The organism is Piscinibacter sp. PDB1-1, assembly GCF_056675995.1.
Genome location: NZ_JBWVZJ010000001.1, coordinates 2,130,960 through 2,157,910, shown reverse-complemented (window position 1 = coordinate 2,157,910; position 26,951 = coordinate 2,130,960). Strand labels below are relative to the sequence as shown.

Annotated in this window: 29 protein-coding genes; 10 read left to right on the top strand and 19 right to left on the bottom strand. The window is 69.3% G+C overall.

The window, feature by feature from the left end:
* Positions 1–65 precede the first annotated feature (65 nt).
* Positions 66–860 (top strand): sulfite exporter TauE/SafE family protein, encoded by a 795-nt coding sequence (locus tag AC1KAR_RS09985; protein WP_480317008.1) that lies wholly within the window; start codon positions 66–68, stop codon positions 858–860.
* Between the two features lie 15 nt (positions 861–875).
* Here the strand turns inward: AC1KAR_RS09985 and AC1KAR_RS09980 are convergent, their stop codons facing one another.
* The 3 genes from AC1KAR_RS09980 to AC1KAR_RS09970 are packed head-to-tail and all read right to left on the bottom strand — an operon-like array spanning position 876 to position 3,767.
* Positions 876–2,183 carry a flavin-containing monooxygenase gene (locus AC1KAR_RS09980; protein WP_480317006.1) on the bottom strand — a complete coding sequence of 436 codons (1,308 nt, stop codon included), beginning with the start codon at positions 2,181–2,183 and terminating at the stop codon, positions 876–878.
* Entirely contained in the window at positions 2,176–3,141 is a 966-nt protein-coding gene (locus AC1KAR_RS09975) for an NAD-dependent epimerase/dehydratase family protein (protein ID WP_480317004.1), read from the bottom strand. Before AC1KAR_RS09975 ends, AC1KAR_RS09980 begins: the two co-directional genes overlap by 8 nt.
* Before the next feature lie 8 nt (positions 3,142–3,149).
* Positions 3,150–3,767 (bottom strand): TetR/AcrR family transcriptional regulator, encoded by a 618-nt coding sequence (locus tag AC1KAR_RS09970; protein ID WP_480317002.1) that lies wholly within the window; start codon positions 3,765–3,767, stop codon positions 3,150–3,152.
* Between the two features lie 200 nt (positions 3,768–3,967).
* Between AC1KAR_RS09970 and AC1KAR_RS09965 the strand changes: the two genes are divergently transcribed.
* Positions 3,968–4,783, top strand: a complete 816-nt coding sequence (locus AC1KAR_RS09965; RefSeq protein ID WP_480317000.1) for an HDOD domain-containing protein — start codon at positions 3,968–3,970, stop codon at positions 4,781–4,783.
* 101 nt (positions 4,784–4,884) lie between these two features.
* Here the strand turns inward: AC1KAR_RS09965 and AC1KAR_RS09960 are convergent, their stop codons facing one another.
* Complete coding sequence (locus tag AC1KAR_RS09960) at positions 4,885–6,369, bottom strand: ArnT family glycosyltransferase (protein WP_480316998.1); 1,485 nt, start codon at positions 6,367–6,369, stop codon at positions 4,885–4,887.
* Between the two features lie 287 nt (positions 6,370–6,656).
* Here AC1KAR_RS09960 and AC1KAR_RS09955 point away from each other — a divergent pair, with 287 nt between their 5' ends.
* Entirely contained in the window at positions 6,657–7,343 is a 687-nt protein-coding gene (locus AC1KAR_RS09955; RefSeq protein ID WP_480316996.1) for a hypothetical protein, read from the top strand.
* A gap of 12 nt (positions 7,344–7,355) precedes the next feature.
* Here AC1KAR_RS09955 and AC1KAR_RS09950 read toward each other — a convergent pair whose 3' ends face one another.
* Entirely contained in the window at positions 7,356–9,017 is a 1,662-nt protein-coding gene (locus tag AC1KAR_RS09950; RefSeq protein ID WP_480316994.1) for a SulP family inorganic anion transporter, read from the bottom strand.
* A 141-nt stretch (positions 9,018–9,158) separates the two neighbouring features.
* Between AC1KAR_RS09950 and AC1KAR_RS09945 the strand changes: the two genes are divergently transcribed.
* The 3 genes from AC1KAR_RS09945 (at position 9,159) to AC1KAR_RS09935 (ending at position 11,424) form a co-directional block, all read left to right on the top strand.
* Positions 9,159–9,524, top strand: a complete 366-nt coding sequence (locus AC1KAR_RS09945; protein ID WP_480316992.1) for a hypothetical protein — start codon at positions 9,159–9,161, stop codon at positions 9,522–9,524.
* Positions 9,525–9,557: 33 nt separating this feature from the next.
* The gene (locus AC1KAR_RS09940; RefSeq protein ID WP_480316990.1) at positions 9,558–10,541 is read left to right on the top strand and encodes a glycosyltransferase family 2 protein; all 984 of its coding nucleotides are present in this window, start codon (positions 9,558–9,560) and stop codon (positions 10,539–10,541) included.
* Between the two features lie 64 nt (positions 10,542–10,605).
* The gene (locus AC1KAR_RS09935; RefSeq protein WP_480316988.1) at positions 10,606–11,424 is read left to right on the top strand and encodes a ChbG/HpnK family deacetylase; all 819 of its coding nucleotides are present in this window, start codon (positions 10,606–10,608) and stop codon (positions 11,422–11,424) included.
* On the opposite strand, the gene AC1KAR_RS09930 is transcribed toward AC1KAR_RS09935, so the two are convergent.
* Positions 11,393–11,584: a hypothetical protein gene (locus tag AC1KAR_RS09930; protein ID WP_480316986.1), complete on the bottom strand. Its 192-nt coding sequence runs from the start codon at positions 11,582–11,584 to the stop codon at positions 11,393–11,395. The two genes, AC1KAR_RS09935 and AC1KAR_RS09930, sit on opposite strands and share 32 nt — an antisense overlap.
* Before the next feature lie 193 nt (positions 11,585–11,777).
* On the opposite strand from AC1KAR_RS09930, the gene AC1KAR_RS09925 reads away from it, so the two are divergent.
* From AC1KAR_RS09925 to AC1KAR_RS09915, 3 genes are read left to right on the top strand one after another with little or no spacing between them, the layout of a single operon-like run.
* Positions 11,778–12,608 (top strand): MipA/OmpV family protein, encoded by an 831-nt coding sequence (locus tag AC1KAR_RS09925; protein WP_480316984.1) that lies wholly within the window; start codon positions 11,778–11,780, stop codon positions 12,606–12,608.
* Positions 12,608–13,297 carry a response regulator transcription factor gene (locus AC1KAR_RS09920; protein WP_480316982.1) on the top strand — a complete coding sequence of 230 codons (690 nt, stop codon included), beginning with the start codon at positions 12,608–12,610 and terminating at the stop codon, positions 13,295–13,297. The genes AC1KAR_RS09925 and AC1KAR_RS09920 overlap by 1 nt, the downstream gene beginning before the upstream one ends.
* On the top strand, positions 13,275–14,669 hold the full coding sequence (locus AC1KAR_RS09915; protein ID WP_480316980.1) for a sensor histidine kinase: 1,395 nt from the start codon (positions 13,275–13,277) through the stop codon (positions 14,667–14,669). The genes AC1KAR_RS09920 and AC1KAR_RS09915 overlap by 23 nt, the downstream gene beginning before the upstream one ends.
* On the opposite strand, the gene AC1KAR_RS09910 is transcribed toward AC1KAR_RS09915, so the two are convergent.
* The 10 genes from AC1KAR_RS09910 to AC1KAR_RS09865 all read right to left on the bottom strand — a co-directional run bounded on the left by AC1KAR_RS09910 (position 14,614) and on the right by AC1KAR_RS09865 (position 21,101).
* Positions 14,614–15,078, bottom strand: coding sequence for a DUF2127 domain-containing protein (locus AC1KAR_RS09910; RefSeq protein WP_480316978.1), 465 nt, complete (start codon positions 15,076–15,078; stop codon positions 14,614–14,616). The two genes, AC1KAR_RS09915 and AC1KAR_RS09910, sit on opposite strands and share 56 nt — an antisense overlap.
* Positions 15,075–15,446: a GtrA family protein gene (locus tag AC1KAR_RS09905; protein WP_480316976.1), complete on the bottom strand. Its 372-nt coding sequence runs from the start codon at positions 15,444–15,446 to the stop codon at positions 15,075–15,077. The genes AC1KAR_RS09910 and AC1KAR_RS09905 overlap by 4 nt, the downstream gene beginning before the upstream one ends.
* A complete protein-coding gene (locus AC1KAR_RS09900) occupies positions 15,443–15,964 on the bottom strand; it encodes an N-acetyltransferase family protein (protein ID WP_480316974.1) in 522 nt (173 codons plus the stop codon). The genes AC1KAR_RS09905 and AC1KAR_RS09900 overlap by 4 nt, the downstream gene beginning before the upstream one ends.
* Before the next feature lie 5 nt (positions 15,965–15,969).
* Positions 15,970–16,974 (bottom strand): tripartite tricarboxylate transporter substrate binding protein, encoded by a 1,005-nt coding sequence (locus AC1KAR_RS09895; RefSeq protein WP_480316972.1) that lies wholly within the window; start codon positions 16,972–16,974, stop codon positions 15,970–15,972.
* A 19-nt stretch (positions 16,975–16,993) separates the two neighbouring features.
* Positions 16,994–18,307, bottom strand: coding sequence for a solute carrier family 23 protein (locus tag AC1KAR_RS09890; RefSeq protein WP_480317827.1), 1,314 nt, complete (start codon positions 18,305–18,307; stop codon positions 16,994–16,996).
* Positions 18,308–18,705: 398 nt separating this feature from the next.
* Entirely contained in the window at positions 18,706–18,891 is a 186-nt protein-coding gene (locus tag AC1KAR_RS09885; protein WP_480316970.1) for a hypothetical protein, read from the bottom strand.
* A gap of 25 nt (positions 18,892–18,916) precedes the next feature.
* Complete coding sequence (locus AC1KAR_RS09880; RefSeq protein WP_480316968.1) at positions 18,917–19,168, bottom strand: hypothetical protein; 252 nt, start codon at positions 19,166–19,168, stop codon at positions 18,917–18,919.
* A gap of 189 nt (positions 19,169–19,357) precedes the next feature.
* Complete coding sequence (locus AC1KAR_RS09875; RefSeq protein ID WP_480316966.1) at positions 19,358–20,275, bottom strand: alpha/beta hydrolase; 918 nt, start codon at positions 20,273–20,275, stop codon at positions 19,358–19,360.
* Positions 20,275–20,412: a hypothetical protein gene (locus tag AC1KAR_RS09870; RefSeq protein ID WP_480316964.1), complete on the bottom strand. Its 138-nt coding sequence runs from the start codon at positions 20,410–20,412 to the stop codon at positions 20,275–20,277. The genes AC1KAR_RS09875 and AC1KAR_RS09870 overlap by 1 nt, the downstream gene beginning before the upstream one ends.
* Positions 20,413–20,486: 74 nt before the next feature.
* A complete protein-coding gene (locus AC1KAR_RS09865) occupies positions 20,487–21,101 on the bottom strand; it encodes a TetR/AcrR family transcriptional regulator (RefSeq protein ID WP_480316962.1) in 615 nt (204 codons plus the stop codon).
* A gap of 146 nt (positions 21,102–21,247) precedes the next feature.
* On the opposite strand from AC1KAR_RS09865, the gene AC1KAR_RS09860 reads away from it, so the two are divergent.
* Complete coding sequence (locus AC1KAR_RS09860) at positions 21,248–23,110, top strand: sensor histidine kinase (RefSeq protein WP_480316959.1); 1,863 nt, start codon at positions 21,248–21,250, stop codon at positions 23,108–23,110.
* Here AC1KAR_RS09860 and AC1KAR_RS09855 read toward each other — a convergent pair.
* Genes AC1KAR_RS09855 through AC1KAR_RS09845 form a run of 3 tightly spaced genes read right to left on the bottom strand, consistent with a single transcriptional unit; the run spans position 23,092 to position 26,800 of the window.
* Positions 23,092–24,810, bottom strand: a complete 1,719-nt coding sequence (locus AC1KAR_RS09855) for an ABC transporter ATP-binding protein (RefSeq protein ID WP_480316957.1) — start codon at positions 24,808–24,810, stop codon at positions 23,092–23,094. The two genes, AC1KAR_RS09860 and AC1KAR_RS09855, sit on opposite strands and share 19 nt — an antisense overlap.
* The gene (locus AC1KAR_RS09850) at positions 24,807–25,865 is read right to left on the bottom strand and encodes an ABC transporter permease (RefSeq protein WP_480316955.1); all 1,059 of its coding nucleotides are present in this window, start codon (positions 25,863–25,865) and stop codon (positions 24,807–24,809) included. The genes AC1KAR_RS09855 and AC1KAR_RS09850 overlap by 4 nt, the downstream gene beginning before the upstream one ends.
* Positions 25,862–26,800 carry an ABC transporter permease gene (locus AC1KAR_RS09845; protein ID WP_480316953.1) on the bottom strand — a complete coding sequence of 313 codons (939 nt, stop codon included), beginning with the start codon at positions 26,798–26,800 and terminating at the stop codon, positions 25,862–25,864. Before AC1KAR_RS09845 ends, AC1KAR_RS09850 begins: the two co-directional genes overlap by 4 nt.
* Positions 26,801–26,951: the final 151 nt, after the last annotated feature.

The following is a 26,951-nucleotide window of genomic DNA, read 5'->3' as shown; positions in this document are numbered from 1 at the left end:
TGGTTGTTTCTGGGCCCCGTGCACACTCGCGTGCCGTCCGCGCCGAGGTTTGCGCGGGCCCTGCGATGCTTCGGCCGTCGCCTCTTCTGAACGCCCTGCCCTTGGATCTCATCACCGTCACCCTGGCCTCGCTCTTCGCAGGCTTCGTCGACGCCATCGTCGGTGGCGGCGGGCTGATCCTGGTGCCGGCCCTGTTCAGCGTCTACCCTGGTGCCGCGCCGGCCACGCTCTTCGGTACCAACAAGGGTGCGTCCGTGTGGGGCACGGCATGGGCCACGCTGCAGTTCGCCAAGAAGGTGTCGATGCGCTGGCATGCGCTGCTGCCGGCTGCCGGCGCGGCGCTTGCGGGCAGCTTGGCGGGCGCCTGGACCGTCACGCTCGTGAGCGCCAACGGCCTGCGGCGCGCCTTGCCCTTCGTGCTGCTGGCGGTGCTGGTCTACACCTTATTGCGCAAGGACCTCGGCCGCCACCACGCCCCGCGCTTCGACGGGCGCCGTGAGGCGATGGTGGCCAGCGCCATCGGCCTGCTGATCGGCTTCTACGACGGCTTCTTCGGCCCCGGCACCGGCAGCTTTTTCGTGTTCTTGTTCGTGCGTCTGATGGGCTACGACTTCCTGAACGCCAGCGCCAGCGCCAAGCTGCTCAATACCGCGACCAACGCGTCCGCGCTCGCGCTCTTTGCGTTCACCGGCCACGTCTGGTGGCACGTGGCCGTGGTGATGGCAGTAGCCAACGTGGCGGGCAGCCTGCTGGGCACGCGGCTCGCGCTCAAGCACGGCGCCGGCTTCGTGCGCGGCGTGTTCATCGTGGTGGTGTCGGCGCTGATCCTCAAGACCGGGTGGGATGCGTTCGTGCGTTAGCGTGGCTCAGGCGTCTCACCGCGCCTGCCCGCGTGCCATGTCGCTGCGCAACTGCCCGGCGTAGTCGCGGAAATCCACCTCCAGCGTGTAGCGCGCCGAGCCCAGGTAGCGCTTGGCCTGGTGGCGGTGGTGTCGGCCGATCTCGGATTGCATGGCGGCCGTGTCCGGCAGGGCCGTGCGGCCGGCCAGGACCGAGGCCAGCCAGCGCGCCTGGATCTCCACCAGCGGGATGGTCGGGCCGATCGGCTGCACCAGGCCCACGAAATACAGGCCCGGCAGGTTCGGCGGCAGCATGCGGCGGTACAGAGATACCGGCGCGTCGGTCACCTCGAACAGCGATCGGGCGATGAACGGGAAGCTGGTGCGATAGCCGGTGGCGTAGATGATCGCGTCGATGGGCGCCACGCTGCCGTCGTCGAACGCCACCTCGGTGCCGCGCAGTTCACGGATGTTTGGCTTGAACCTGATCCAGCCGTGCCCGGCGTAGGGCAGCAGCTCCTGGCTCAGCGTGGCGTGTTCCTGCCAGACCGCATGCGCTGGGCGCGGTACGCCGTAGCGCGCCTGGTCGCCCACGGCCAGGTAGGCGAGCCGGCGCACGATGCTGCGCGCAAGCCGTGTGGGCAGGTGCAGCTTGCGCATCAAGTACGACGACCAGCGGTCGACCGGGATGCCCATGATGTATTTCGGCATGACCCAGGCGCTGCGGCGTGTCGAGAGCAGTGTGCTGTGCGCCGACTTGCACACGTCCACCGCGATGTCGACCGCCGAGTTGCCAATGCCCACCACCAGCACGCGCTTCTCCTTGAACGGCTCGGCGGTACGGTAGTCGTGCGAGTGGATCGCCAGGCCATCGAAATGGCCCGGGAACTCGGGCCAGCGTGCATCCCACAGGTGCCCATTGGCGACCAGCACGGCACGGTAGCGGCGCGTTTCGCCGCCGGCCAGGCGCACCTGCCAACTGCCGTCGCCGGCGGGGGATACGTCGTCGACACGCGTGTTGAAACGGAACTGCGGCACCACACCAGCGTGCGCGGCGTAGGCTTCCAGGTACTCCAGCACCTCGGCGTGTGACAGGAAATCGGGGTAGCTCGCGGGGATCGGGAAGTCGGCGTAGCCGAGGTTGATGCGGCTGGTGTCGATGTGCAGGCTGCGGTAGGCCGACGAGAGCCCGTTGTCGTTTTCGTAGCGCCACATGCCGCCGATCGCCGAGCCGATCTCGAAGCCTTCGAACGCGACGCCGGCCTCCTTGAGCGCCTTGGCGGTGGTGATGCCAGAGGAGCCGGCGCCGATGATGCAAACGGGCAGCGAAGCGAGATCAGTCATGCGCGCGGCGGCTCTCCAGGTGGGCGTCAATGATGGCGTCGACATGCGCGTCGGCATGCAGGCCCAGGCGCAGCGCGCGGTCGGAGGTGAACGCGCGTGGCCAGCCGTCGACGATGCCTTGCAGCATGGCGTCGGGTTGCCAGCTGATCTCGCCGATGGCGCCGCGGCGCGCCACCGCGCTGGCGATCTCGCCCGGCGTGACGGTGAGCGAAGGCAGGTTCATCGCGCGGCTGGGGCCGAAGGCCGAGGCGGGCAGCCCCTGCAGCGCAAGAAACGCTTCGACCACGCTGCGCACCGAGGCCACCGGCACGCGGGTGTCCGGCGCCAGGCCGCAGACCGCATCGCGCCCGGCCAGCGGCTCGCGGATCAACGCGGCCAGCTTATCCGACACGCTGCCGCTCGCTGGCCCGGGGTGGGTGAGCACCACCGGCAGGCGCAGCACGCGGCCGTCGAGATAGCCGCGGCGCGAGTAGTCGCTGATGAGCTGCTCGGCGATCACCTTGTGCGTGCCGTACGAGGTTTGCGGCGTTTGCGCCACGTGGTCGTCCACCCGCTCGGGCAAGGCGCCGCCGTAGGTGGAGATGGAACTCGCGAACACGAACGACGCCATGCGCCCCGCCGCGGCCTGCGCGCGGCAGCGCTCCAGCAGCTGCATCAGCGCCTGAACGTTCACGCCCAGGCCGGTGGCGAAATCCAGCTCGGCATCCAGCGTGAGTGAGGCGGCGAGGTGAAACACCACATCGACCGGCTGCGCGAACAGCCGCTGCATGAAGGCGGGGTCGCAGATGTCGCCCTGCAGGCCGCTGGCGACGCGGCGGTTGTCGGCCAGCACGAGATCGGTGATCGTCTGCCCGCCGAGGCGACCGCCGAGGTGGCCGCCCGAATGGCCGCTCGCGCGAAGGCTGCGCGCCAGGTGCGACCCGATGAACCCCGCCGCACCCAGCACCAGCACGCGCATGTCGGACCCTAGCCGTTGTAGGTGAAGCTGCGGTACGTGGAGATCAGCCGCTGGTAGGCCGCGGCCACGCGCTCGTGCGCATGCGGGTCGCGCACGAAGCGGGCATCGTGCAGGAAGCCCACCATCAGGCTGTTGATCTCGAACAGCAGCTGCGACGGGTTGGTGTCGGGGCGCAGGTGGCCTTCGTCGATGCAGATCTGGATGGTGCGCAGGAACTGGTTGCGCCAGGCCATCACGGATTCGAGCAGCTGGTCGCGCAGACCGCTTTCGACGTGATCGAGGTCGAACGCGGCGGCGGTGTGCAGGCCGCCGGCCATGGCGTTCTCGCCGGTGCCGCGGCCGATCCACAGCCGCATGATCGCGTTCAGCCGCGGCAGGCCGCGCGGTTCGCTCAGGGCGGGCAGGAACACATTGGCCGCGAAGATGCGGCCGTACTCGATTACCACCTTGTTTTGAAGCGCCTCCAGCGAGCCCACGCGTGCGAACACGCCGCTCTTGCTGATGTTCATGCGCTTGGCCACCTCGCCGAGGGTGACGGCATGCAGCCCTTCGACGACCGCGATCTGCAATGCCGTGCGAATGATGGCTTGGAGCGTTTGTTCGCTCTTCGGGAGCTTGGTGGCCATGTTTTGACCTGTTTTGACGCGGGAAAGATCAGTATAGGGAGCAGTTAGCACGCCCGTGTTAGTGGTTTCCGAAGGCGCGAGGCCGCCAACATGAGAACGAAATCGCCCGGAATGAGCCCGAAAGGTGCGCCTGTTCGAACGATCGGGCCAGACGCGCATCGCTAGCATGGCCCGTGAGAAAGACTGACCCGGATACCGCCATGCCTGTCGACCCGAAACTGCGTTCGCTGAACATCGATGTGCCGGCCCAGCCCGAAGTGCTGGTCCAGCTTTCCTTGTTGCTGGCCGATGACGACGTCGACCTGCCCACGCTGGGCCGCCTGGTCGAGACCGACATGGCGCTCGCCGCCGCAGTGATGAAGGCCGTCAACTCGTCGCTGTATGGCCTGAAGGGCCGCGTGCAAAGCGTGCAGCAGGCAGTGATGTACCTCGGCACCCGCGAGGTGGCGGCGGTGACTTTCGAGTTCGGCCTGCGTGCGGTCTTCCCGGCGGCGCCCGAGCTCGAGGCCGTCTGGCAGCGCGCCAGCGTGCGCGGGCTGCTGATGGGTCGCATCGGCCAGGCGCTGAGTGTCGACCCCTGGGGCGCGCACTCCGCCGGCCTGTTCGAGGAATGCGGCAAGGCGGTGCTGTTCAAGCACGCGCCCGAAGCCTATCGCCCCATGCTGCAGGCGGTCGCCAACGACAGCGAACTGGTCGAACGTGAATTCGAAGCCTTCGGCGTCAGCCACGACGCGCTCGGCGCCTCGCTCTGTGAAAGCTGGGGCCTGGGTGCAGCGGCGCTCGCCAGCGTGCGCCATCACGTGCGCGTGAACGCACTGCGCCAGCTGCCGGCGAACGCCCCGCGCCGGTCGATCTGCGCCCTGTCGGCGCTGGCCAATGCCTTGATGACGGACCCCGACACGCTCGACGAAGTCGCCCAGGCGGTGGCCCCTCAGGCCATGCTCGACCAGACCCTGGTGCTGCGCGGCGCACGCAAGGTGCAGCAACAAATTGAAGACGCAGCGGTGAGGGGTTAGCCCCCCAGTCGCTGCGCTCCTGCCCCCAAGGGGCGCCGCCCGGCGGCCCGGCAAAGCCGGATCCGCGGGCGTGGCTTGATGGGTCGCGCTGCTGCGCGGGCTCAATCGCAGCGGTGCTGCGGCGGCACGATCGCCCAGTAGATCGTGTAGAGCGGCCCGGTTCCGCCCGGCACGGTGAAGACGTGCTCGTGCAGCGGGCCGGGTGCCCCGGTCGGCGCATCGACGTAGGCGTAGACGGCCCCCGAGCGCTTCAGGTCATCGAGGTCGATCCACGGCGAGCGCGCCGGCAGGTTCGACTCCAGGATCGCCGGGTTCTGCCCCGAATACACCGACACCATGCCGGCTTCGTAGGTGCCGCCCACCACGTAGCGCAAGGGGCAAGTGGTGGTGCGCCGCCATTCGGCCATCACCGAGTCGGCCAGCGCTTGCGCGGGGTAGAACTGATCGGGTCGACCGCGGCCTTCGAGCGTGATCGGCGCCCACACCGAGCGCGAGTAAACCGCCATGCCCAGCGCATGCACCGCCAGGGCCAGGATCAGCAGGCGCGGAGCCGCGCGCGGGCCGAAGCGGCGCAGTTGCCACGCAAGCCACAGGCTGATGAACTGCATCGCCTGGAAGCCCCAGTGATCCTGCAGTCGAACACCCTTGACCAGGCACAGCACCACCAGCACGCCGATCGGCCAGCCCAGAAGGCCCAGCCACCACGCGTTGCGTTCGCGATCGGTCACTTGCGCGCCGAGCGGCTCGGCGTTGGCGGGCTGGCGGTGCATCCACCACGCCAGCGCGGCCATTGCGACCAGCACCCACAACAGCATGCGCAGGTGCAGCACGCTGAACGAGAGCAGCTTGCGCACGCGCTGCAGCCCTTCCAGCTGGTTGACGGTCGATGACGCGTAGTTCAGCGTCACGAAATCGTGATGGGCCATCCACACCACGTGCGGCGCGAAGACCGCGAGGCACAGCACCACGGCCAGGATCAGGCCCTGCCACTGATCGCGGCGCTTGAGCCAGTCGGCACGCCACAGCGCGACGATGATGCCCACCAGCGGCACGGCCGACTGGTATTTGGCCAGCATGGCCAGCCCACCCGCCACACCGAGACCCACCCACCACGCCCACCCGTCGGTGCGCCGGGCGGCCCCGATGGCCAGCCACACGCCGGCGGCGATGAAGAACATCATCACCGAGTTGTGATTCAGCATCTGCGCCTTCCAGGTGAAGGCCCAGTGCAGCCCCCACAGCACGATGGCGAGCGAAGCCAGCCGCGGCCCGATCAGCTCTCGGGCAATCAACCAGGTGAACACCGCAGTGCCCAGCAGCATCAGCGCGGCCACCAGGTAGGTGGCGTAGGGCGTCGGGCCAATCAGCTTGATGGTGATGGCCAGCAGCCAGGTCGGCAGCGGCGGGTGCTTGTAGTAGCCGCCCTCCATGCTGTGCGCCCAGGTGAACTGCTCGAAGTGGTCGCCCGGTTGCGCGCCGTTGATCAGCGCCGGAACCAGCACCCACAGCCCTGCCATCAGCAAGGCGAAGCCGAGCAGGGGATCGCGCCAGGCAGGGCGCGAGGCCGCGGCGGTGGTGGGTGTCATGGAGGGGCAGCGTGGCGAGGAGACGCGCGATTCTAGGAGCGCGGTCGGGGCATCCTGACGCGTGACCCATCACGAATGCGGTTAGCAATCGCGGGCGCTGCCGTAGCCCGGCGGTACGACGCGTACAACTCCTGCGTGCCACGCGTACATGGCAAAGGTTTGTGTGTTCCGCACCCCCTCGCGAGGGATGCAGGGGTGCGGAGCAACGCGATACAAACCGGGCTCATCGGCGTGGCGCCTCTCGCACCATGACCAACTTGTCATATTTGAACTGAAGGGGAGTCTTCATGAACAACAAACGAATGAGCATGGTGCTGTGCACCGCCCTGGTCTTGTCGGCGTGCGGCGGGGGGGGCGACGACGCCCCACCGGCCTCGCAGCAGCCTGCGCAGGCCAGTGCGCTCCAGGGCATCTGGGGCGGCGAAAGCAGCATCGCGGTCGTCACGCCCTCGGGCGAGTACTGGTCAGTGGTGGTCGAAGACGCCGACCTTTTCCTGCTGCGCGGTTCAGCCACCACGAACGGTTCGCAATTCAGTGGCGCGCTCACCGTCAACCTGGGTGCGGACACCGCCACCGGCTCGATGACTGGCTCCTATGTGGCGCGCACCAGCATCACCGGCACGATGACGATCTCGGGCGACAGCGCGCCCCTCAGCCTGACCTACGACCCCGTCTACGACCAGGCCCCGAACCCGACTGCCGCAGCCGGCACCTACAACACCACCCTCGGCACGCTGGTCGTGGCCGCGGGCGGCACCTACACCCACACCGGCGACGACGGCTGCGTGGCCACCGGCCGCGTCACGCCCGACAGTTCGGGCAAGAACTTCTACCGCGTCACCATCACCTACGGCGGCAGCCCCTGCGCGCCGGCGGGTGCCACTGGCAGCGGCGTGGCCGTGTTCGACGGCTCGGCCGTGATCGCGGGCCTGGCCGTGGGGTCGGGCGGAGTCGTCCTGATCGGTACGCGATAGCAGCCGCGGGCGTCAGGGCGCCATGCCCTGTTCGCCCACGACGCCCTGGTGGTGGCTCAGGAACAGCCGCCCCTGGAACCAGCTGGCCCAGCCCGACGCGCGCAGCGCGTCGAGCACCGGGCCCTTCACCTCCGAGAGATCGAGCTCGATGCCGCGCTCCAGCAGCACGCCCTGCAGCGCGCGCAGCGCTTCCAGGCCGCTCACGTCGATGCGGTTGACCGGTGTCATCTGCAGCAGCACACGGCGCGTGTCGGGGTAGGCATCGAGGTGCTTGGCGACCACGCCCAGCAGCTGGCGGGCGTTGATGAAGAGCAGGCTCTCGTCCACGCGCAGGCTCATGACGCCGGGGGTGAGTTCGGTCGCGTAGCGCGTGACGTTGCGATAGTGCTCGGTGCCGGGCACGCGCCCGATCAAGGCGGCGTGCGGTTGCGCGGCGTGCTTGAGCATCAGCCCGATCGATACCGCCACACCCACGCCCAGCGCCCACTGCGTGCTCTGCAGCACTGTGATGGCGGCCACGGCCACCATCACCAGGGCCTCGCCGCGCGAGTAGCGCCAGGCCCGCCCGAAGGCGCCCCATTCGGCCGAGGCCAGCACGGGCAGCACGATCGTTGCGGCCAACACCGCGCGCGGCAGCCAGGCCAGCGGCGCGGCAAGCACAAGCATTGCCACCAGCATCATCAGCGCCGCCCATACACCGGCCATGCGCGTGCGTGCCCCGGCGTCGGCATTCACCGCGCTGCGCGAGAAACTGCCCGCCACCGGCATGCCCTGCCCCGCCCCGGCCACCAGGTTGCAGGCCGACAGCGCCAGCAGCTCGCGCCGGCCATCCACATGCTCGCCGCGCTGCAGCGCCAGGTTCTCCGCCACCGCGAAACTGCTGACGAAGATCACCAGCGCGATCAGCGTGGCGCCCGGCAGCAGCTGCCGCCACAGCGCGGCATCGAACGCGGGCCAGGCGAACGGCAAGGACAGCGGCGGCAGCGGGCCCACCAGGGCCACGTCGTGCGTGTGCTCTGAAACAACCCAAGCCAGCAGCGCCGCCCCGCAGATCACCGCCAACGGGGTCGCCCGCGCCAGCATCGGGTGGCGGGTGGCGGCACGGCGAGACAGCCACAGCAGCGCGAGCGCCCCGAGCCCGAAGGCGGCGGGCGCCAGGTGGCCCCAACGCCCGCTGTTCCACCACGAGCGCAACAGCGACTCGGTGTCGGCCCCGTGCGCCGAGCTGCCCACCAGTGCGGGCAGTTGCGAGAGCGCGATCGACAGCGCCGCACCGGCCGTGAAGCCGTTGAGCACCGGCACGCTCAGCAGCGAAGCGAGCGCATCGAGCTTGAGCGCCGCGGCCAGCGCCAGCAGCAAGCCCACCTCGGTCGCGAGAACGATGGCTGCGAGCGCAGGGCTCACGCCCTCCGGGCCGACCACCGGCGCGATCGCCTGCGCAGTCATGAGTGCCTGCACCGCCGCCGGGCCGACCGACATCACGCTGCTTGTGCCCAGCGCCGCGTAGGCCAGCATCGGCAGCAGGCTCGCGTAGATGCCCACCTGCGGCGGCAGGCCTGCAAGCAGCGCATAGGCCAGGGCCTGCGGGATCAACAACACGGCGACGACGGCGCCGGCGAGCAGGTCGTCTCGCAGCGCGGTCTGCCGGTAGGCGGTGAAGGTGCTCGCGGGCATGGGCGATTGTGTGGGCCGGCGTGGCGTGGCACCAAGCGCCGCGCGCTGCTTCGATGGCACCCCTGCCTCGGGTGGTCCCGGGCTCTTGACGCTGCCCTTGCTGCGCCGCACGATCACCGCTCCACGACCCGGGAGACGCGCATGTCATGGCTCAACTTCAGCCCCGAAGTGCATTGGCCCTTCAGCGGCGGCGTCACGCAGGACATTCACCCCAGCCTGCTGATGCGCGCCGGCGACAACCAGGTCGAAGTGCGCGCCCTGCGCGAGGTGGCCTCGTATGGCAAGCAGATCGGTGTCCTGAGCGACCTGCTGCTCGCGCTGGTGGCGAGCGTCGAGCCCCGAAAGCTCGGCCCCGAGGGCGAGCACGCGCTGGAGCAGTTGTGCCAGATCGTCGGTGACATCCAGCGCATCAAGGAAGAGCAGCACCCGCTGCCCGACACCGCCGACGAGGCCCGCGAACTGATGGCCGCACTGCGTGAACGGTTCCCGGAGCTGAAGTCAACGTAAAGTGCCGGCTGTTCCGGTGCTCCGCCCGATTTCATGCCCGCAGACCTGCCCCGTTCCGCACGCCCTTCCATCAGTTGCGTTCTGCCGGCGTTCAATGAAGCCGGCAACCTGCCCACGCTGCTCGGCCGCTTGCAGGCGCAGCTCGACACGCTGACCGACCGCCACGAGATCGTCATCGTCGACGACGGCAGCTCGGACGACACCGTCACGGCGGTTGCGCCCTGGGTGGCCAAGGGTGGCGTGCGCCTGCTGCGGCTGTCGCGCAACTTCGGCAAGGAGAACGCGCTCACCGCCGGCATCGACCACGCCCACGGCGACGTGGTCGTGCTGATGGACGCCGATCTGCAGCACCCCGTGGAGCTGATCGCGAAAATGATCCAGGTGTGGCGCGAAGGCGCCGACATGGTGTGCGCCGCACGCACCTCGCGCGCCGACGAGAGCTTGCCCAAGCGCATCGGCACCGCGCTCTTCTACTGGCTCGTCAACCGCAAGGGCAACAAGGTGCAGATCCCGGTCGACGCGGGTGACTTCCGCCTCATGGACCGCAGCGTGGTCGCGGCGCTCAAGTCTTTGCCCGAGCGCAATCGCTTCATGAAGGGCCTGTACGCCTGGGTGGGTTTTCGCACCGAGATCATCGACTACCAGCCCGCCGAGCGCGGCGCCGGCCACAGCCATTTCTCGCTGCGCAGCCTGGGCCGGCTCGCGCTGACCGGCGTCACGGCGTTCTCGACCGCGCCGCTGCGCCTGTGGAGCGCGGTGGGTGCGCTGATCGCCGTGGGCGCCATCGGCTTCGGGCTGCTGATCGTTGTTCAGCACTTCGTGCGCGGCCACGACGTGCCCGGCTGGGCCACGCTGGTTGTGAGCCTGATGTTCTTCAGCGGCGTGCAGCTGCTGTCGGTGGGCATCCTCGGCGAGTACGTGGGCCGCATCTTCGACGAGGTGAAGCAGCGGCCGATCTACCTGGTCGCGAGCGACCAGGGCCGCGGCTTGCAGCCCACCGACGGGGTGGCCGGTTGAACTGCGCGCTGAGGGCCGCGCGCCGGGCCGCCTCCATGCCGGCCGGCATCCCCGTGGGGTCGACATGACGACGCGGCTGCTCACCCTGTGCGCCGATGACTTCGGCCTGTCGGCGCCGATCTCGCGCGGCATCGCCATGTTGGCGCGCAAGGGGCGGCTCACGGCCACCTCGTGCATCACGAATGCGCCGCACTGGCGCGAGGCCGCGCCGCTGTTGCGTGATCTGCCCGAGACGGCCGCCGTCGGCCTGCACTTCAACCTCACCGAAGGCCGCCCGCTCAGCCGCGAGCTGCAGGCGGTGTGGCCCGAGCTGCCCTCCTTGCCCAAGCTGCTGGTGATGTCGCAACTGCGCCATCTGCCGGTGGCGGCGCTGCGCGCCGAGTGGCAGGCGCAGGTCGATGCCTTCGTGCAGGCCACCGGCCGCGCGCCGCAGATGGTCGACGGCCACCAGCACGTGCATCACCTGCCGCTCATCCGCCAGGTGGTGCTCGATGGCATCGCGCCAATCACGCCGCGGCCGGCCGTGCGCAGCACCGGGCGCCTCTTCGGGCCCGGTTTCACCTTCAAGCGCTTCGTGATCGAGCGCACCGGCGGGCGCGCGCTGCGCCGCGAGCTGCTGCGCCACGGCCTGCGCCACAACGCCAGTCTGCTGGGCGTCTACGACTTCGTGCAGGCCGACTACCGCGGCCTGATGCGCCACTGGCTGGCCGAGCTGCCGCGCGAAGGCGGCATGCTGTTCTGCCACCCGGCTGAGGCCGGCGGCAGCGGCGATGCCATCGGCGGAGCGCGCGTGCGCGAGCTCGCCTACCTGGAGAGCGAGGCCTTCGCGGCCGATCTTGCCGAGGCGCGGGTCACGCTCGGGCAGAGCTGGGTGCGGGTGTGACGTCCAGTTTCCCCGAGACGAAATCGATCGGCGGCACGCGGAAGCCCATCGCGGCCCAGGCCTTGAAGAGCCGCCAGTGGAAGCTGATCGTGTGCGTCGCGGGGTTGGGCACGTCGTCGGGCAAGGCCACGCCGGCGGGCCGGCTGTCGGCTGTCAACATGCCCACGACGAATGGCGGGCACCGGGATCGACAGGCAGGTGACGAGGCCCATGAGTCTTCATCGTTTGGTGCCTTGGCGGGCGTAGTGCACTGATCCGGCCGCTGCGTGAAGGCGATCCGGCGCAGGTAAGTCGTCGGTAAGGCAGGTGGGCCGACCATTCGGCTCCTCACAGTTTCCCTGCACCTGCCCGTGATGACCACCTTCCGCTTCTCTTTGCTCGCCATCGTGCTCGGCCTGGCCGCCACGGCGTGCGCCGCTCAGGCGCCTGCAGACCCTCCGGCCGAGCCCGCCAAGCCCGAGGGCGGCCCGCCCGGGAGCGGCGGCCGGCCGACATCGACCTGGGGCATCGGCGTCGGCGGGGGCAGCAAGCAGAAGCCGTACACCGGCATCGAGCGTGACAACGAGATCCTCCCGCTGCTCGAGTACGAGAACCCTTACGTGCACGTGCTCGGCCCGGCGCTGGAGTTCAAGCTGCCGCCACTCGCCCTCGGCGAGACGCAAAGCCTCAACGCCCGCATCGTCGCCCGCTACGCCATCTTCGGTGGCTACGAGTCGGACGACGCGCCCATCCTGCGGGGCATGGCCGAGCGCAAGGATGGCTTCTGGGCCGGGGCCAAGCTGCAATGGAAGACCTCGGTCCTCAACCTCGGCGCCGAGTGGCTGCACGACGTGTCGAACTACAGCCGCGGCCAGCGCTTCAGCCTGGTGGTCGACAAGAACTGGCGCCTGGGCCGCCAGTTCGTGCTCGCGCCGCGCTTGGGTGCAACCTGGCACGACGGCCGCTACAACGACTTCTACTTCGGTGTCACCGAGTCCGAAGCCCTGCCCGGCCGCCCGGCCTACCAGGCCGGCGACGGCATCAGCTACGAAGTGGGCCTGCGCAGCATCTTCCTGATCGACCGCCACAACTCGCTGATGCTCGACCTGCTGGGCACCCGGCTCTCGTCCGCGGTGAAAGACAGCCCGCTGGTGGATCGCTCGACCGAGAATCGACTCTTCCTCGCCTATGTCTATCGCTTCTGATGAGCCGTGTACTCCTCGTCGAGGACCATGAGCGCCTGGCCGGGCTGATCTGCAAGGGGCTGGCGGCACAGGGCATCGCCGTCGATATGGCGGGCCGCGTCGACACGGCCTGGGCGGCGCTGTCGCAGCGGCCTTATCAGGCGCTGGTGCTCGACCGCGGCCTGCCCGACGGCGACGGCCTCGCGCTGCTGCAACGCCTGCGCCAGGCCGGCATGGGCATCCCCTGCCTGGTGCTGACCGCACGCGATGCGCTGCGCGACCGCGTGGAGGGCCTCGAAGCCGGCGCCGACGACTACCTGGCCAAGCCCTTCGCGATGGACGAGATGGTGGCCCGCGTGCGCGCCCTGCTGCGCCGGCCGGCCCAACAGAGCCCGCTCGAGCCGCAGGCCGGCGACCTCAGCCTGCGGCCCGAAGGCGGAACCATGGGCTGCGGCGATGAGAGCGTCACGCTGGCCGCGGCCGAGATGCAGATCATGTTGCTGCTCGCGCGGCGGCACGGCGAGACCGTGCGCCGCAGCGCGCTCGAAGCCGCCGGCTGGGGCGTGGGCGAGGCCGTGACGCCGAACGCGCTCGACGTGGCACTGCACCGCATCCGCCGCAAGCTGCGCGCCATTGGCTCGCACCAGCGCATCTTGAACGTCAGGGGGCTGGGCTATGCGCTTCGCGATGACGCCACGGCGGTCGAATAGCCTGGGCCGGCAGGTCCTGCTGGCCTATGTGGCTGGCGTGCTGCTGAGCATCACGCTGTTCGTGGCCGCGATCGTGGTGGCCGTGCAAACCGATGCGCTCAACCGCGTCGACCTGGCCGATCTGGCGCAGGAGATGTCGGCCAAGGTCCGCTTCGATGCCCAAGGCTTGCCGGTGGGTTTCGACGACAGCCAGGACGACCTGGCCTGGGTCTACGACAGCCTGCGCCGCGAGGCGGCCTACCGCATCCTCGACGAGGCCGGCCATGCGGCCCTGCTCTCGGCGGCCGGTGCGGGTTTCTGGCCCGCGCGTGCCGGGCCGCTCAAGCCGGTGGCCGAGAACTTCGAGCTCGAACACGAGGGCGTGGTCCTGCACGGCGCGACCCAGCCCTTCGAGCACGGTGGGCGGCGCTGGTACCTGCAGGTGGCGGCCAGCGAGCGTTTCATGGAGCTTGTGCATCGCGTGGCCCTGCCGCTGGCGGGAGCCGGCATTGCGGTGTTCAGCCTGGTGCTGCTGCTCGCCTTCGGCCTGTGCGCCTATGTCACCTTGCGCTACACCCTCAAGCCGCTGCGCGACGTGTCGGCGTCGGCGGCCGCCATCTCGCCGCGCTCGCTGCACGCGCGGCTGAGCACACGGGCGGTGCCCGCCGAACTCGTTCCGCTGGTCGACGCCTTCAACGCCGCGCTCGAGCGCCTCGAGCGCGGCTACCGCGTGCAGCAGGAGTTCCTCGGCAACGCGGCGCACGAGCTGAAGACCCCGCTCGCGCTGATCCGCGCGCAGGTCGAGCTGATGCCGCCCGGCGAGGCCGACCGCGACGCGCTGCTGAGCGACGTCGAGTACATGACGCGCCAGGTGCAGCAGTTGCTGTTGCTGGCCGAAGCCAGCGAGGTGCAGAACTACCGCTACAGCGAAGTCCGGGTGCCGGAGCTGGCGCACGAGGTGGTGGCCTACCTGCAACGCGCGGCCGAAGCGGCCGGTGTGCGGCTGGAGGTGTTTGCCGCCAACGGCGACGTGGTGTGGCGCGCGGACCGCGGCGCCCTGTTCACCTTGCTGAAGAACCTGATGGAGAACGGCGTGCAGCACGCACCGGCCGGCAGCGCGGTGAGCGTCGAGATCGAGGGCCACACGCTGACCGTGCGCGACCGTGGCCCGGGCGTCGAGCCGGCTCAGTTGCCGCTGTTGTTCGAGCGCTTCTGGCGTGCCGCGCACCGACGCGACCACGGTGCAGGGCTGGGCCTCGCCATCTGCCAGGAGATCGCACTGGCGCACGGCTGGCGCCTGCATGCCGAACGGGCCGAGCCGGGCTTGCGTTTCCGGCTCAGCGCGGCGGCGTGGCCGCAAGCGCGCGTCGCTGATACAACGCCCACGCCATGATCGCCACCACCAGCAGGTTGGCCGCTAGCAGGCCCACGTGCAGCAGCGTGGGCTCGCGCAGCACGGCCATCACCTCGAAGGGCACGTAGATCGCCCCGCTGACGGCGGCCAGCACCTCGGCCCACTGGTACCCGCGGTACAGGCCGAAGGCCTCGGCGAAGCGCAGCACGCAATAGCCCGCCGCGCCGAGCGCGAGCACGACCAGGCGCGTGTCGTGCAGGTTGCTCGCTGCCATCACGAAGATCTGCGGGTACTTCGATGCCGGGTTGAGGTGCAGGTGCGCCACCAGCGATTGCGCCCAGTCGACGATGTCGCCGTGCACCAGCGGCAGGATCGCCGCCGACGCAAGCAGCACGACCAGCCCCTTGCCGGCCTCGAACAGCGCGACGGTCTTGACGGCCTTGCTCATCGGCCGAAGGTCCAGGCCCGGTTGACCAGAAAGGTCAGCACCAGGCTCGCGAGCGTGGCCAGCACCTGGCCGACGAGGTAGTGCCAGCCGGCCTGCACCGCTGCGGCCACGATGGCCATGCCGACCAGGGCGCCCAGCAGCGCCGTGCCCATGAACTTCACCCAGGCCGGGCCGAGCGCGCCGCTGTGGTCGAAGGTGAAGCGGCGGTTGCCGAAGAACGCGACCTGCGCGCCCACCACGGCGCCGATGCCCGAGCCGATGTGGGCAGGCCAGTGCAGCAGCTCGACGCCGGCGATGAGCACCAGATAGTGCGTCGCCGTGGCGACCGCACCGACCAGCGCGTAGCGGAAGAAGCTCTTGAGGATCAAGCGCGGCCCACCGAGATGCCGGGTTGCAAGGCCTTGCTCAGCACCACGCTGCGATACACCTTGCCCGACCACTGCACGTGGTCGACCAAGCTGTAGCCGAGACCGGTGTACAGACGAATCAGGTGATGGGCAGGTTCCGCGGTATCCATCGCGAGCTCGCGGTAGCCACGGGCAACGGCCCACTGCTCGCATTGCGCCAGAAGGGCCTTTCCTATCCCCTTTCCCTGCAACGACGGCTCGACGCCGAACTGATGGACCGCGGCGACCCCGGGCCGGGTGTAGTACGTGCATTCGGCCTGGTCATGCGTGGGTTGCACGACGATGGTTCCAGCCAGCGTGCCCTGCCACTCGGCCACGAAGCACTGGCCACCCGCGATGCGCTTCACTGTGACCTCGGGCGGCTGGTCGACCGCCGTGTAGTTCAGCCCCATTGCCGCAAGCTGAGCGTAGGCGCGGTGCAGCAGGTGGGTCAGAGCGGCGATGGAGTCTTGAGGCGTGAGAGCGCGCAGCGTGAGCATGGGCCTCAGTCGACCTTCGCACCCGACACCTTCACCACCTGCGCCCACTTCTTCGTCTCGGCGGCGATGTAGGCGCTGAACTCCGCCGGCGTGATGCCGCTCGGGATTGCGCCCTGCGCGAGCAGGCGCTCTTTCAGCGCTGGCGCGTTGAGCGCCTTGGCGCTTTCCTGCTGGATGCGGTTGACGATGTCGGCCGGCGTGCCCGCGGGTGCCAGCAGGCCGAACCACGAGCTGGCCTCGAAGCCCTTCACGCCGCTCTCCGCGATGGTCGGCACATCGGGCAGCGCCGCGCTGCGCTGCGCGGTGGTCACCGCGAGCGCCTTCAACTTGCCGCCCTTGATCTGCGGCATGGCCGAGGGCAGGTTGTCGAACATCAGGTCCATGGTGCCGCCGATCAAGTCGAGCAGCGCCGGGCCCGAGCCGCGGTACGGGAAGTGCACGAGGAACGTACCGGTCATGCTCTTGAACAGCTCGCCGCTCAGGTGGATCGACGTGCCGTTGCCGCTGGACGCCATGTTCAGCTTGCCGGGGTTGGCCTTCGCGTACTTGATGAGGTCAGCCACCGTGTTGATGTTGAGCGCCGCCGCCTTGGCCGGGTTCATCACTAGCACGTTGGGCACGCCGGCCACCAGCGTGATGGGCGCGAAGTCCTTGATCGGGTCGAAGGGCATCTTGGGGTACAGCGACTGGTTGATGCCGTGCGTGCCCACCGTGCCCATCAGCAACGTGTAGCCGTCGGCCGGCGACTTGGCGACCAGATCGGCCCCCACGTTGCCGCCCGCGCCGGGCTTGTTGTCGACGATGAACTGCTGGCCGAAGGCCTGGCTGAGCTCAGGTGCCATCGCGCGCGCGAGGATGTCGGTGGTGCCGCCGGGCGCGAAGGGCACGACGATGCGCACGGGCTTGGTCGGCCACGTGCCTTGGGCCCAGGCGGTGGCGGGCGCGGCGGCGAAAGCCGCCAGGGCGGCGAGGGTGGCCAGGTGGTCGCGGCGTGTGGTGTCGTGGGTCATGTGTCTGCCTCCGTGTGGTTCAGTTGTTGGCGCGGCGGCGCTGCAGCAAGGCATTGAGCGCGATCGCACCGAAGGTGGCGGTGCCGATGCCGCCCAGAGCCCAGTCGCCGATCTTGAGGGTGAAGTCACCCGTGCCGAGGATCAGCGTGATGGCCGCGATCACGAGGTTCGCGTTGTCGGAGAAGTCGACCTGGTTGTCGACCCAGATCTTGGCGCCCGCGGCGGCGATGAGACCGAACACCACGATGCTCACGCCGCCCATCACCGCCAGCGGGATGGCCTGGATCAGCGCGCCGAACTTGGGGCTGAAGCCGAGCACGATGGCGATCAGTGCGGCGATCACGAACATGGCGGTCGAGTAGATCTTCGATGCCGCCATCACGCCGATGTTCTCGGCGTAGGTGGTCACGCCCGTGCCACCGGCCGAGCCGCTGACCATGGTGGCGATGCCGTCGCCGATGAAGGCGCGGCCGAGGTAGGGGTTGAGGTCGCGCCCGGTCATCGCGCTCACGGCCTTCACGTGGCCGAGGTTCTCGGCCACCAGGATCAGCGCCACCGGCACGATCAACAGCATCGCGCTGCCGTCGAACACGGGGGCGGTGAACTTCGGCAGGCCGAACAGCGGTGCGGCGTGGAAGGCGGTGAAGTCGATGGGCTTGCCCAGCCCGAGCCCGTTGGCCAGCACCGCGTAGATGATGCTCGCGACGATCAGCCCGACCAGGATCAGCAGGCGCTGCACCATGCCGCGCGCGAACACGGCCACCAGGGCCACGCTCACGAACGTGACCGCCTGCATCCACGCGTCGAACGGCGTGGGCGCCATGTTCTTGATCGGGATCGAGGCGAGGTTCAGGCCGATCACCGCCACCACCGCGCCGGTGACGACCGGCGGCATCAGGCGCTCGATCCAGTGCACGGCCACGTCGTTCTCGACCTCTTCGACCTCCAGGCCGGCAATGGCCACCTTGTTGCGCGTGCTGCGCACGTTCGTGTAGGCCACCAGCACGCCGATCAGCGTGTACACGAGGCCGCAGGCAATGATGCCGCCCAGCGCCACCGCGAGGTTGGTGTTTGGCCCCGAGCCGCCGTAGCCGGTGGCGGCGATCACGACGCCGATGAAGGCGAAGCTCGAGCCCAGGTAGCTCGGCACCTGGCCCTTCACGATGAAGAAGAAGATCAGCGTGCCCACGCCGCTCATCAGGATCGCGACGTTGGGGTCGAAGCCCATCAGCAGTGGCGCCAGCACGGTGGCGCCGAACATCGCGATCACATGCTGCAGGCTCATGGCCGCGGTCTGGGGCCAGGGCAGGCGCTCGTCGGGTGCGACGACCATGCCCGGTACAGGGCGCTTGACGCGCCACTCAGGGAACAAACTCACGGCTCACTCCTCTCGTCGATGGGACGCGAGGCAGTGTATGGGGGGCTCAGGGTGGCGTCATGCGGGATGACGCGTGGTGATGTTTGCCCCTCGGTCGATGGGTACATCGACCGGTCCCCCGGGGGACGGCGGGCCGGCTTGGGAGCGGCCCGGCGCTCGGACCGCTCGCGTCCTTTCGCGACCTCCCGGGTACGAAAAAAAGAAGGGAAGCGGGACAGTGACCGGGAGCTCGCTCTCATCCACCCCGGTGTGCCCGCTTCCCTGTGGACGTCAATGCGTCGGGAAACCGATCAGTCGTCCGAACAAAAAACCTCAGGAGACAAAAACACGAAAGAACATCTGCGGGAGATCGATCAGCGGCCGTTGCGTGCCGGCAAGCCCGGCGGGAACAACGACAACTGCGAGGCCATGCGGCTGGGCTGCAGGACCTTGAAGGAGCGGTCGGCGGGCAGCGCGCCCCAGCCCGAATCGCGCGCGGGCGCGGCGGGCGTGCGGCGTTCGACGCGGGGGACCGACTTCGGCATGACAGGCTGGTTCATCGCTGCGCGCTCGTAGAGAAGTTGCTCAGTGGCCGATCAGCCAGCGGCTGGGGGCGAATTCGGAGGGGCGCACCGCCAGGGCCTGCGCGGCGGGCGGCGACAGCACGCTGGCCGCGCGGCTCAGCCAGCTGGCCAGGTTGCCACCCTGGTTGGGCGACGTGGGTTGCGCCAGACGCAGCATCGACGAGGCGCCGCCGCGGCAGCTCGGGCCGGCCGGGCGAATGCGGCGCGACGTGGAAGAAGTGGCCTGGGAACTGGAGCGATGAAACAGCGGCATGGCACGACGTCCTTTTTCGATGTCTACCGCCGTTCGGCTGGTGGCCGGTGAGGCGGGTCTGGCTGCCAATTCGCAGCTTCCGTGCCCGTCTCCTGCATGCCGCACAAGCGTGCTGTAGCACACACTAACCGCCGCCTTTTGTCTGCCCTCGCGTCGATTTGCGGCCGCTACGTAAGGAAGGGGTTACATCTATGACGGGTTTGGTCGGCCACTGTCGAGCAGATGTGTCACCACCGCGCGGGCCACGCCGGCGTCGGCCAGCAGCCGCCGGTGACCCAGCCCGTGCGTGGTGAGCAGCTCGGCCGAGCCGATCGCCTGCGCCAGCCGCTGGCCGACGAGGGGCGGCGACACGCGGTCGCTCGCGTCGCGCACGACCAGCGTGGGCCGCGCCACCCGCGGCCCCAGCCAGGCGGGCTCGAACTGCGGCAGCGGCACGCCTTCCACCCGCTCGATGATCGAGCCCATGCGCTGCGGCAAGGCCTCGCCCAGGCCCAGGCTGGCGCCGAACCAGCGCAAGAAGAGCGAGGGCGGCGGTGCCGGCGCGATCAGCACCAGCCGCGCCACCGGCAGCCCGTTCGCGGTGGCATGCGCGGCCGCCACTGCGCCCAGCGAGTGCGCCACCACTGCATGCAGCGGGCCGAGCCGCGCCGAGGCGGCCCACAGCGCGCGGGTGAACTGCGGCAGCGTGGCGCGCCAGCCGGCGCTGCGCCCGTGCGCCGGGAAGTCGAGCAGCACCGGGTCGAACCCGGCCTGCGCCACGGCGTGTGCCAGCGGCAGCATCTGCATGGCGCTGCCCGCCCAGCCGTGGATGAGCAGCACCTTGGGCCGCGGCGCCGCGTCGCCGGCCGCGGCGTGCCGGTAGACCGCCATCGTGCCGGCCTCGAAGGGCCAGTGATCGACCCGCCAGGCCGCGGGCACCGCGCGGCGGCGGGCCGCCAGCTTGAGCGGGAACGGCGTGAAGAAGAGGCGCAGCGCCATGCGCGCCGCCAGCGCGGGCGCCAGGCGCTGCGACACGCGCAGGCCCAGGCCGACGCTGCGCGCCACGAGGCCGGCGTAGAAGCTGTCGGCCGGGTTTCCCGGGGGCGATGCGTTCGCGGGGCTGCTCATCACTCGGCCCCCAGTTCGAAGTCGGCGTTGCAGCGGGGGATCTCGGCCCACACGGCGCCGACATAACGGGCGATAGATTCAAACGCGGCGGCCGCACCGAGGGTGAGGAACAGGGCCAGGGCAAGCATGAGCAACATGACGGGTCTCCTTGTGTCGCACGATCGTGCGAAGTGGGGCCGAACAAGATGCCGACCGGGGTTCGTGGCCTCGGTCAGCGCGGGGGCGCGGGTTGCAGGGAGGCGATCAGCCGCTCGTACGCCGCCCAGGTGCGCTCGGGCGCACGCGGGTCGCGCAGGAAACGGGCTTCGCGCATCAGGGCGACGAACAGGCCGTCGAGTTCGTAGACCACCTGTTCCGCGTCGGTATCGGCGCGCAGGTGGCCGGCGTCGATCGCCTGCAGCACGGTGCGGCGCAGCGCCGAGCGCCAGCGCTGCACGTGATTGAGCAGCAGGTCGCGCAGCGGGCCTTCGCGGTCGTCGTACTCGAAGGCGCCCGAGCAGTAGAGGCAGCCGCTCTGTATCTCGACGTCGCGCGCGCGCTGCAGCCACAGCCGCATGACCGCGTTCAGGCGTGGCAGCCCGCGCGGCTCGACCATCGCCGGCGTGAAGACGTCTTGCAGGAATCGGCGGCCGTATTCCTCGATCACCGCCGCCTGCAGCGCCTCGCGCGAGCCGATGCGCGAGAACACGCCGCTCTTCGAGAGGCCCAGCCGCTTGGCGACGTCGCCGATGGTCAGGCTGTCGAGCCCGTCCGTGGCGGCCATGGCGAGCGAGGCGTCGAGGATGGCGGCGAGCGTGAGTTCGCTGCGTTCGGTCTTGGTCTGCATGAGCGCGAGCTTCGCACGATCGTACGAAATGTCAAGCCCACGCCCGGCGCGGGGCCTTGAGCTGACGTTGCGCTCAGGGCCAAGGGCTGCGCACCGCGGCGGGGCGTGGTACATCTGCCGGCAACAACAAAGCGCCGAGGAGACACGTGCCAAGCAAGGCGTTGCATCTGGGCCGCATCCGGTGGCTGGTGATCGCTCCCTTCCTGGTGGTGGTGGCGCTGCTGGCCGGGCTGGTGGTGGTCAGCGTCGACATCTTGTCGGCAGCGCGTGCCTATGTGGGCGGCGAGAGCCTGTGGTCGAAGGGGCAGAAGGATGCCGCCTACCACCTCGGCCGCTACCTCGAATCGCGCAGCCCGCAGGACTATCTGCGCGTGCAGGCCGCGCTGGCGGTGCCGTTGGGCGACCGGCGCGGTCGCGAAGCGCTGCAGCGCAACCCACCCGACACCGAGGCCGCACGCGCAGGCTTTGCGCAGGGGGGCAACCACCCGGACGACCTCGACGGGATGATCCGGCTCTTCGTTCGCTTTGGTCGGGTCGATTTCATGGCCGACGCGATCGCCATCTGGACCGAGGCCGACGGGCGCATCGCCGAGTTCGCCGATCTTGCTCACCGCATCCACGAGCGCATCGAAGCGGGTGACGCCGCCACCTCGCCCGAACTGGAGTCACTCGCGGCACGGCTCCCGGTGCTGAACGACCGCCTCACCGTGCTGGAGCGCGACTTCTCCGCCACGCTCGGCAAGGCCTCGCGCACCGCGCGCCGCCTGGTCTTGCTGATGACCTTGCTGCTGGGCGCCGGCCTCACGGTCGCCGGCGTAGCGCTCACCGCGTACATGCTGCGCCAGCAGCGGCTGTCCGAAGATGCGCTGCAAGAGAGCAACGACCGCTGGGCACTCGGCGCGCAGGCGGGTGGACTCGGGCTCTACGTGTGGGACCTGCACGGCGGCCGCCTCACGCTGGACGCGCGCGCCGCCGAGATGCTGGGCCTGCCGGCCGATGCGGGCGAGGTCGACGTGCAGGCACTGGCGCGCCAGATCGTGCACCCCGGCGACCAGGCGCGCGTGCGCGCCGCCCTCAGCCACGCCATGGTCCACCACGGGCCGCTGCAGCTTCGCTTCCGGGTGATGCGGCCCGATGGCCAGGTGCGGCAGCTCAAGACAAACGCCACCCAGCGCCCGAGCCGCGACGAGTTCGGCGTGTACTTCGTGGGCATCCTGCGCGACGTCAGCGCCACCGTGCGCGCGGCCGAATTGCGGCTGGAGAAAGAGGCCGCCGAGCGCGCGTCGCGTGCCAAGGGCGAGTTTCTGTCGCGCGTGAGCCATGAGCTGCGCACGCCGCTGAACGCCGTGCTCGGCTTCGCCGAACTCATGCGCACCGATTCGGCAGAGCCCCTCAGCCGCACGCAGGCGCTGCGGGTTCAGCACGTGATGGACGCTGGCAACAACCTGCTCACCTTGATCAACGACATCCTCGATTTCGGCGCCGTCGAAGACGAGGCCGCGCCGCTTGCCGCCGAGACCGTTCGCCTCGCGCCCGTGCTCGAGGCCAGCCTGCACCAGATCGAGCCGATGGCGCGTGCGCGCCAGATCAGGCTCAGTGCCGACATGCCCGGCAGCGACGTCACGGTTCAGGCCGATGCGCGCCGGCTGGGGCAGGTGTTCGGCAACCTGCTCTCCAACGCCGTCAAGTACAACCGCCAGGGTGGCGAGGTGCAGCTGCGCTGCGTGCGCGAAGGCGATGCGGTGGTGGTGAGCGTGCGCGACGACGGCCCCGGCCTGAGCGCGCAGCAGATCGAGCAGCTCTTCCAACCCTTCAACCGCCTGGGGGCCGAGTTCTCGCAGGTGCCGGGCAGCGGGCTCGGTCTTGTCATCAGCCGCCAGCTGGTCAAGCGCATGGGCGGCAGCATCGAGGTGGAGAGCGCCGATGGCGCAGGCACCTGCATGAAGGTGCGCCTGCGCGCCACGGCCCAGGCGGCCGAGGCTCTGCCCGATCAGGCCACGGCCGGCTGATACCCGCGCGGGATCGCACCCAGCAGACGGCGCGTGTACTCCTGCTGCGGCGCGTGCAGGATCTGCTCCACGCCGGCCTGCTCGACCACCTCGCCGTCCTTCATCACCAGCACCTCGTCGGCCATGAAGCGCACCACCGCGAGGTCATGGCTGATGAAGATGTAGGCGAGGCCCAACTCGTCCTGCAGGTCCTTGAGCAGGTTGAGCACCTGCGCCTGCACCGAGACGTCGAGCGCGCTGACGGCTTCGTCGAGCACCAGCACCTCGGGGTCGAGCGTGAGGCAGCGCGCGATCGCGATGCGCTGGCGCTGGCCGCCCGAGAACTCGTGCGGGTACTTGTGCATCGCGCTCTCGTCGAGGCTCACCTTGGCCAGCAGCGCGCGCGCCTTGGCCTGCCGCTCGGCGTCGCTGGCGCCGATGCCGTGGATGGCCATCGGCTCCACCAGCGTCTGCCCGATCGTGAAGCGCGGGTTGAGCGAGGCATACGGGTTCTGGAAGACGACCTGGATGCGACGGCGCATCGGCAGCATCTCGGCCTTGCTGAGCGCGAGCAGGTCGCGCCCGTCGAACAGCACGCGCCCGCCGGTGCGCCCGCCCGTGGGTTCGTGCAGGCGCAGCAGCGTGAGGCCCATGGTCGTCTTGCCCGAACCCGACTCGCCCACGACCCCCAGGGTATGGCCGCGCCGGAGCTGGAAGCTCGCGCCCTTCACCGCATGAAACTCGCGCCGGCCGAACACGCCCTGGCGCAGCCAGAAGCTCTTGGTCAGGGCCTCGGCATCGATCACCACGCGGGCGTTCGGATCCTTCGGCTTGGCTGCCACGACCGCGGTGTTGCCCGCGATGTGATCGTCGATCACCGTGAGGCGCGCGCTGCGCTGCTCAAGCGTCGGCCTGCAGGCCAGCAGTGCGCGGGTGTAAGCGTCTTGCGGGCTGGAGAAGATGCCGGCCACCGGCCCCTGCTCGCGCACCGTGCCCTGGCGCATCACCACCACGTGGTCGGCGATCTCGCCCACCACGCCCAGGTCGTGGCTGATGAAGAGCATGCTCATGCGGTGCTTCTCCTTCAGCCGCGCGAGCACTTCGAGGATCTGGCGCTGGATGGTCACGTCGAGCGCGGTGGTCGGCTCGTCGGCGATCAGGAGCTTGGGCTCGCAGGCAATCGCCATCGCGATCATCACGCGCTGCTGCTGCCCACCCGAGAGCTCGTGCGGGTAGGCCTTCAGGCGGCGCTTCGGCTCGGGCAGGCCCACCTCGGCCAGCAATTCCTCGGCACGCTGCAGAGCCTGTCGTGGGGCCATGCCCAGGTGCTTGATCAGCGGTTCGGTGAGCTGCCGCCCGATGTTGAACACCGGGTTGAGCGAGCTCATCGGGTCCTGGAACACACAGGCGATCTCGCGCCCGCGCAGGGCCTGCAGCTCGGGCAGGCTGGCGGCGAGCAGGTCGCGGCCCTGGAAGCTGATCGCGCCCTGCCGCTCGGCGTTGCTCGGCAGCAGGTTCAGGATCGACATGGCGGTGACGCTCTTGCCCGACCCCGATTCGCCGACCAGCGCGACGGTGGTGTTCTCGGGCACCTCGAAGCTCACGCCCTGCTCTCTGCCGTCAATCGCGCGGCCGACGGCCTGCACGCGCTGCACGACACCGTGTTCGGTGCCCAGGCGGAAGGAGACGCGCAGGTCTTTGATGGACAACAGCGCGCTCATTCCAGGCCCCTCAGCTTCGGATCGAGCGCATCACGAAGCGCATCGGTGAACATCGAGAACGCGGTGACGAACACCGCCATGAAGCCGGTGGCGGCCACCAGCTGCCACCAATGGCCGAGGATCAATTCGTTCTGCGCCTCGGAGAGCATCGTGCCCCACGACACGTCATCGACACCGACGCCCAGGCCCAGGTACGACAGGATCACCTCGAACTTGATGAAGCTCACCACCAGCAGCGACATGCGCACGAGGATCACGTGGCTCACGTTGGGCAGGATGTGCTTGAACATGCGCGAGGTGACCGACGCGCCGATGGCCTCGGCGGAGCGCACGTACTCGCGCACCGAGTGCTTCAGGAACTCGGCGCGCACCTGGCGGTAGACGCTTGTCCAGCCGACCAGCGCCAGGATGATCGCCACGCTGCCGATGCCGCGCCCGAAGATCGCCGCGAACACCAGCAGCAGCAGGATGTCGGGCATGGCGGTGAACACGCTGTACAGCCATTCGAGAAAGTCTCCGATGCGCCGCCCGAAGAAGCCCGCCACCGCGCCAAGCAGCGTGCCGATCACCGCGGCGATCAACGCGCCGAGCAAGCCCACGAACACCGAGGTCTGCGTGCCCTTGGTGGCCTTGGCCAGCACGTCGCGTCCCAGGCGGTCGCCGCCGAAGGGCAGCGTCTCGTGCTTCACCACCTCTTCGGACTTGAACTTCGCGGCGCGCTCTTCCCACTCCTTGTAGCGCGGCGCCAGCGGGTCCACCGCCGAGATGTCCACGTTGGGCCCGCTGGGCACCACGATCGCGCCAGTGGCGACCTTGGGCGCCGGCCCCATGAAGGTGGGCGGCGCGCTGGGCACGCCCACTTCCTTCTGCCAGTTCTTGGCCACCACGCCGAGCGCGCTGAGTGCGATCAGCGTGATGAAGAGCAGCGACACAACCATCGAGACCATGCCCACACGGTCCGCCTTCAAGCGGCGCCAGGCGGCATGCCACACGCCCTCGGCACGCGCGATGGGTTTCGGTGCGGTCGGTACGTTCACATCGACCACCGCGCTCATTTGAGAACCACCCGCGGATCGACCAGCTTGTAGAGGATGTCGGCGCCCAGGTTGATGAGCATCGTGAGCATCGCCAGGTAGATCGCCACCGCCTGGATGACGGGGTAGTCGCTGCGGTTCACCGCGAGGATGATCTCGCGCCCGAGGCCGGGGATCGAGAAGAACACCTCGATCAGGAAGGAGCCGACGAAGATGCTGGGCAGGGTGATCGCGAGGTTGGTGATGATGGGGATCATCGCGTTGCGCAGCACATGGCTGAACAGCACGCGGTTCTCGGTCAGGCCCTTGGCGCGTGCGGTGCGCACGTAGTCCTGGCCCAGTTCATCGAGCAGGAAGCTGCGGTACAGCCGCATCTGCGGCGCCACGCCCACCAGGAGCGCGAGCATCACCGGCAGCGGCACGTACACCGCGAGGTTGGTCCACACGCTGTCGCTCCAGCCTTGCACCGGGAACCAGCCGAGCTGAAAGCCGAACACGTACTGGCCGATGATGATGTAGACCAGGAAGCTGATCGACAGCGCCACGGTGGTGATGACCATCAGCGCACGATCGGCCAGCGAGCCGCGCTTGTAGGCCACCCACATGGCGATCGGCAGCGCGATCAGCGTGTCGAGAATCAGGATGGGCAGCATCACCGTCAGGGTGGCGGGCAGGCGGGTGAGGAAGATGTTGCTGACCGCCTCTTGCGTGGCCCAGCTGCGGCCCCAGTCGAAGGTGACCACGCTCTTGAAGTAGATCCACAGCTGCACGTACCAGGGCTGGTTCAGCCCGAGCTGCTCGCGGATCGCATCGACCTGCGCGGCGCTGGCATTCAGCCCGCCCAGGATCTCGGCCGGATCACCCCCGACCAGTTTGAACAACAGGAACACCAGCAGCAGAACCCCGAGCAGTGTCGGGATCATCTGCAGCAGGCGCCGGATGACGTATGCAGCCATGTGGGGGTAAGTGCGTCGGGTCGATGCTTGAAGAAAACACGGCGGCCCGGGTGGGGCCGCATGGTGGGCGCTGCGGTGGCAGCAGGCGCGAGTCTAAGTGTGTGCTTGCGGCCCACTCCCTCGCGTTTGCCCGGGTGACGGTGCACGCAAC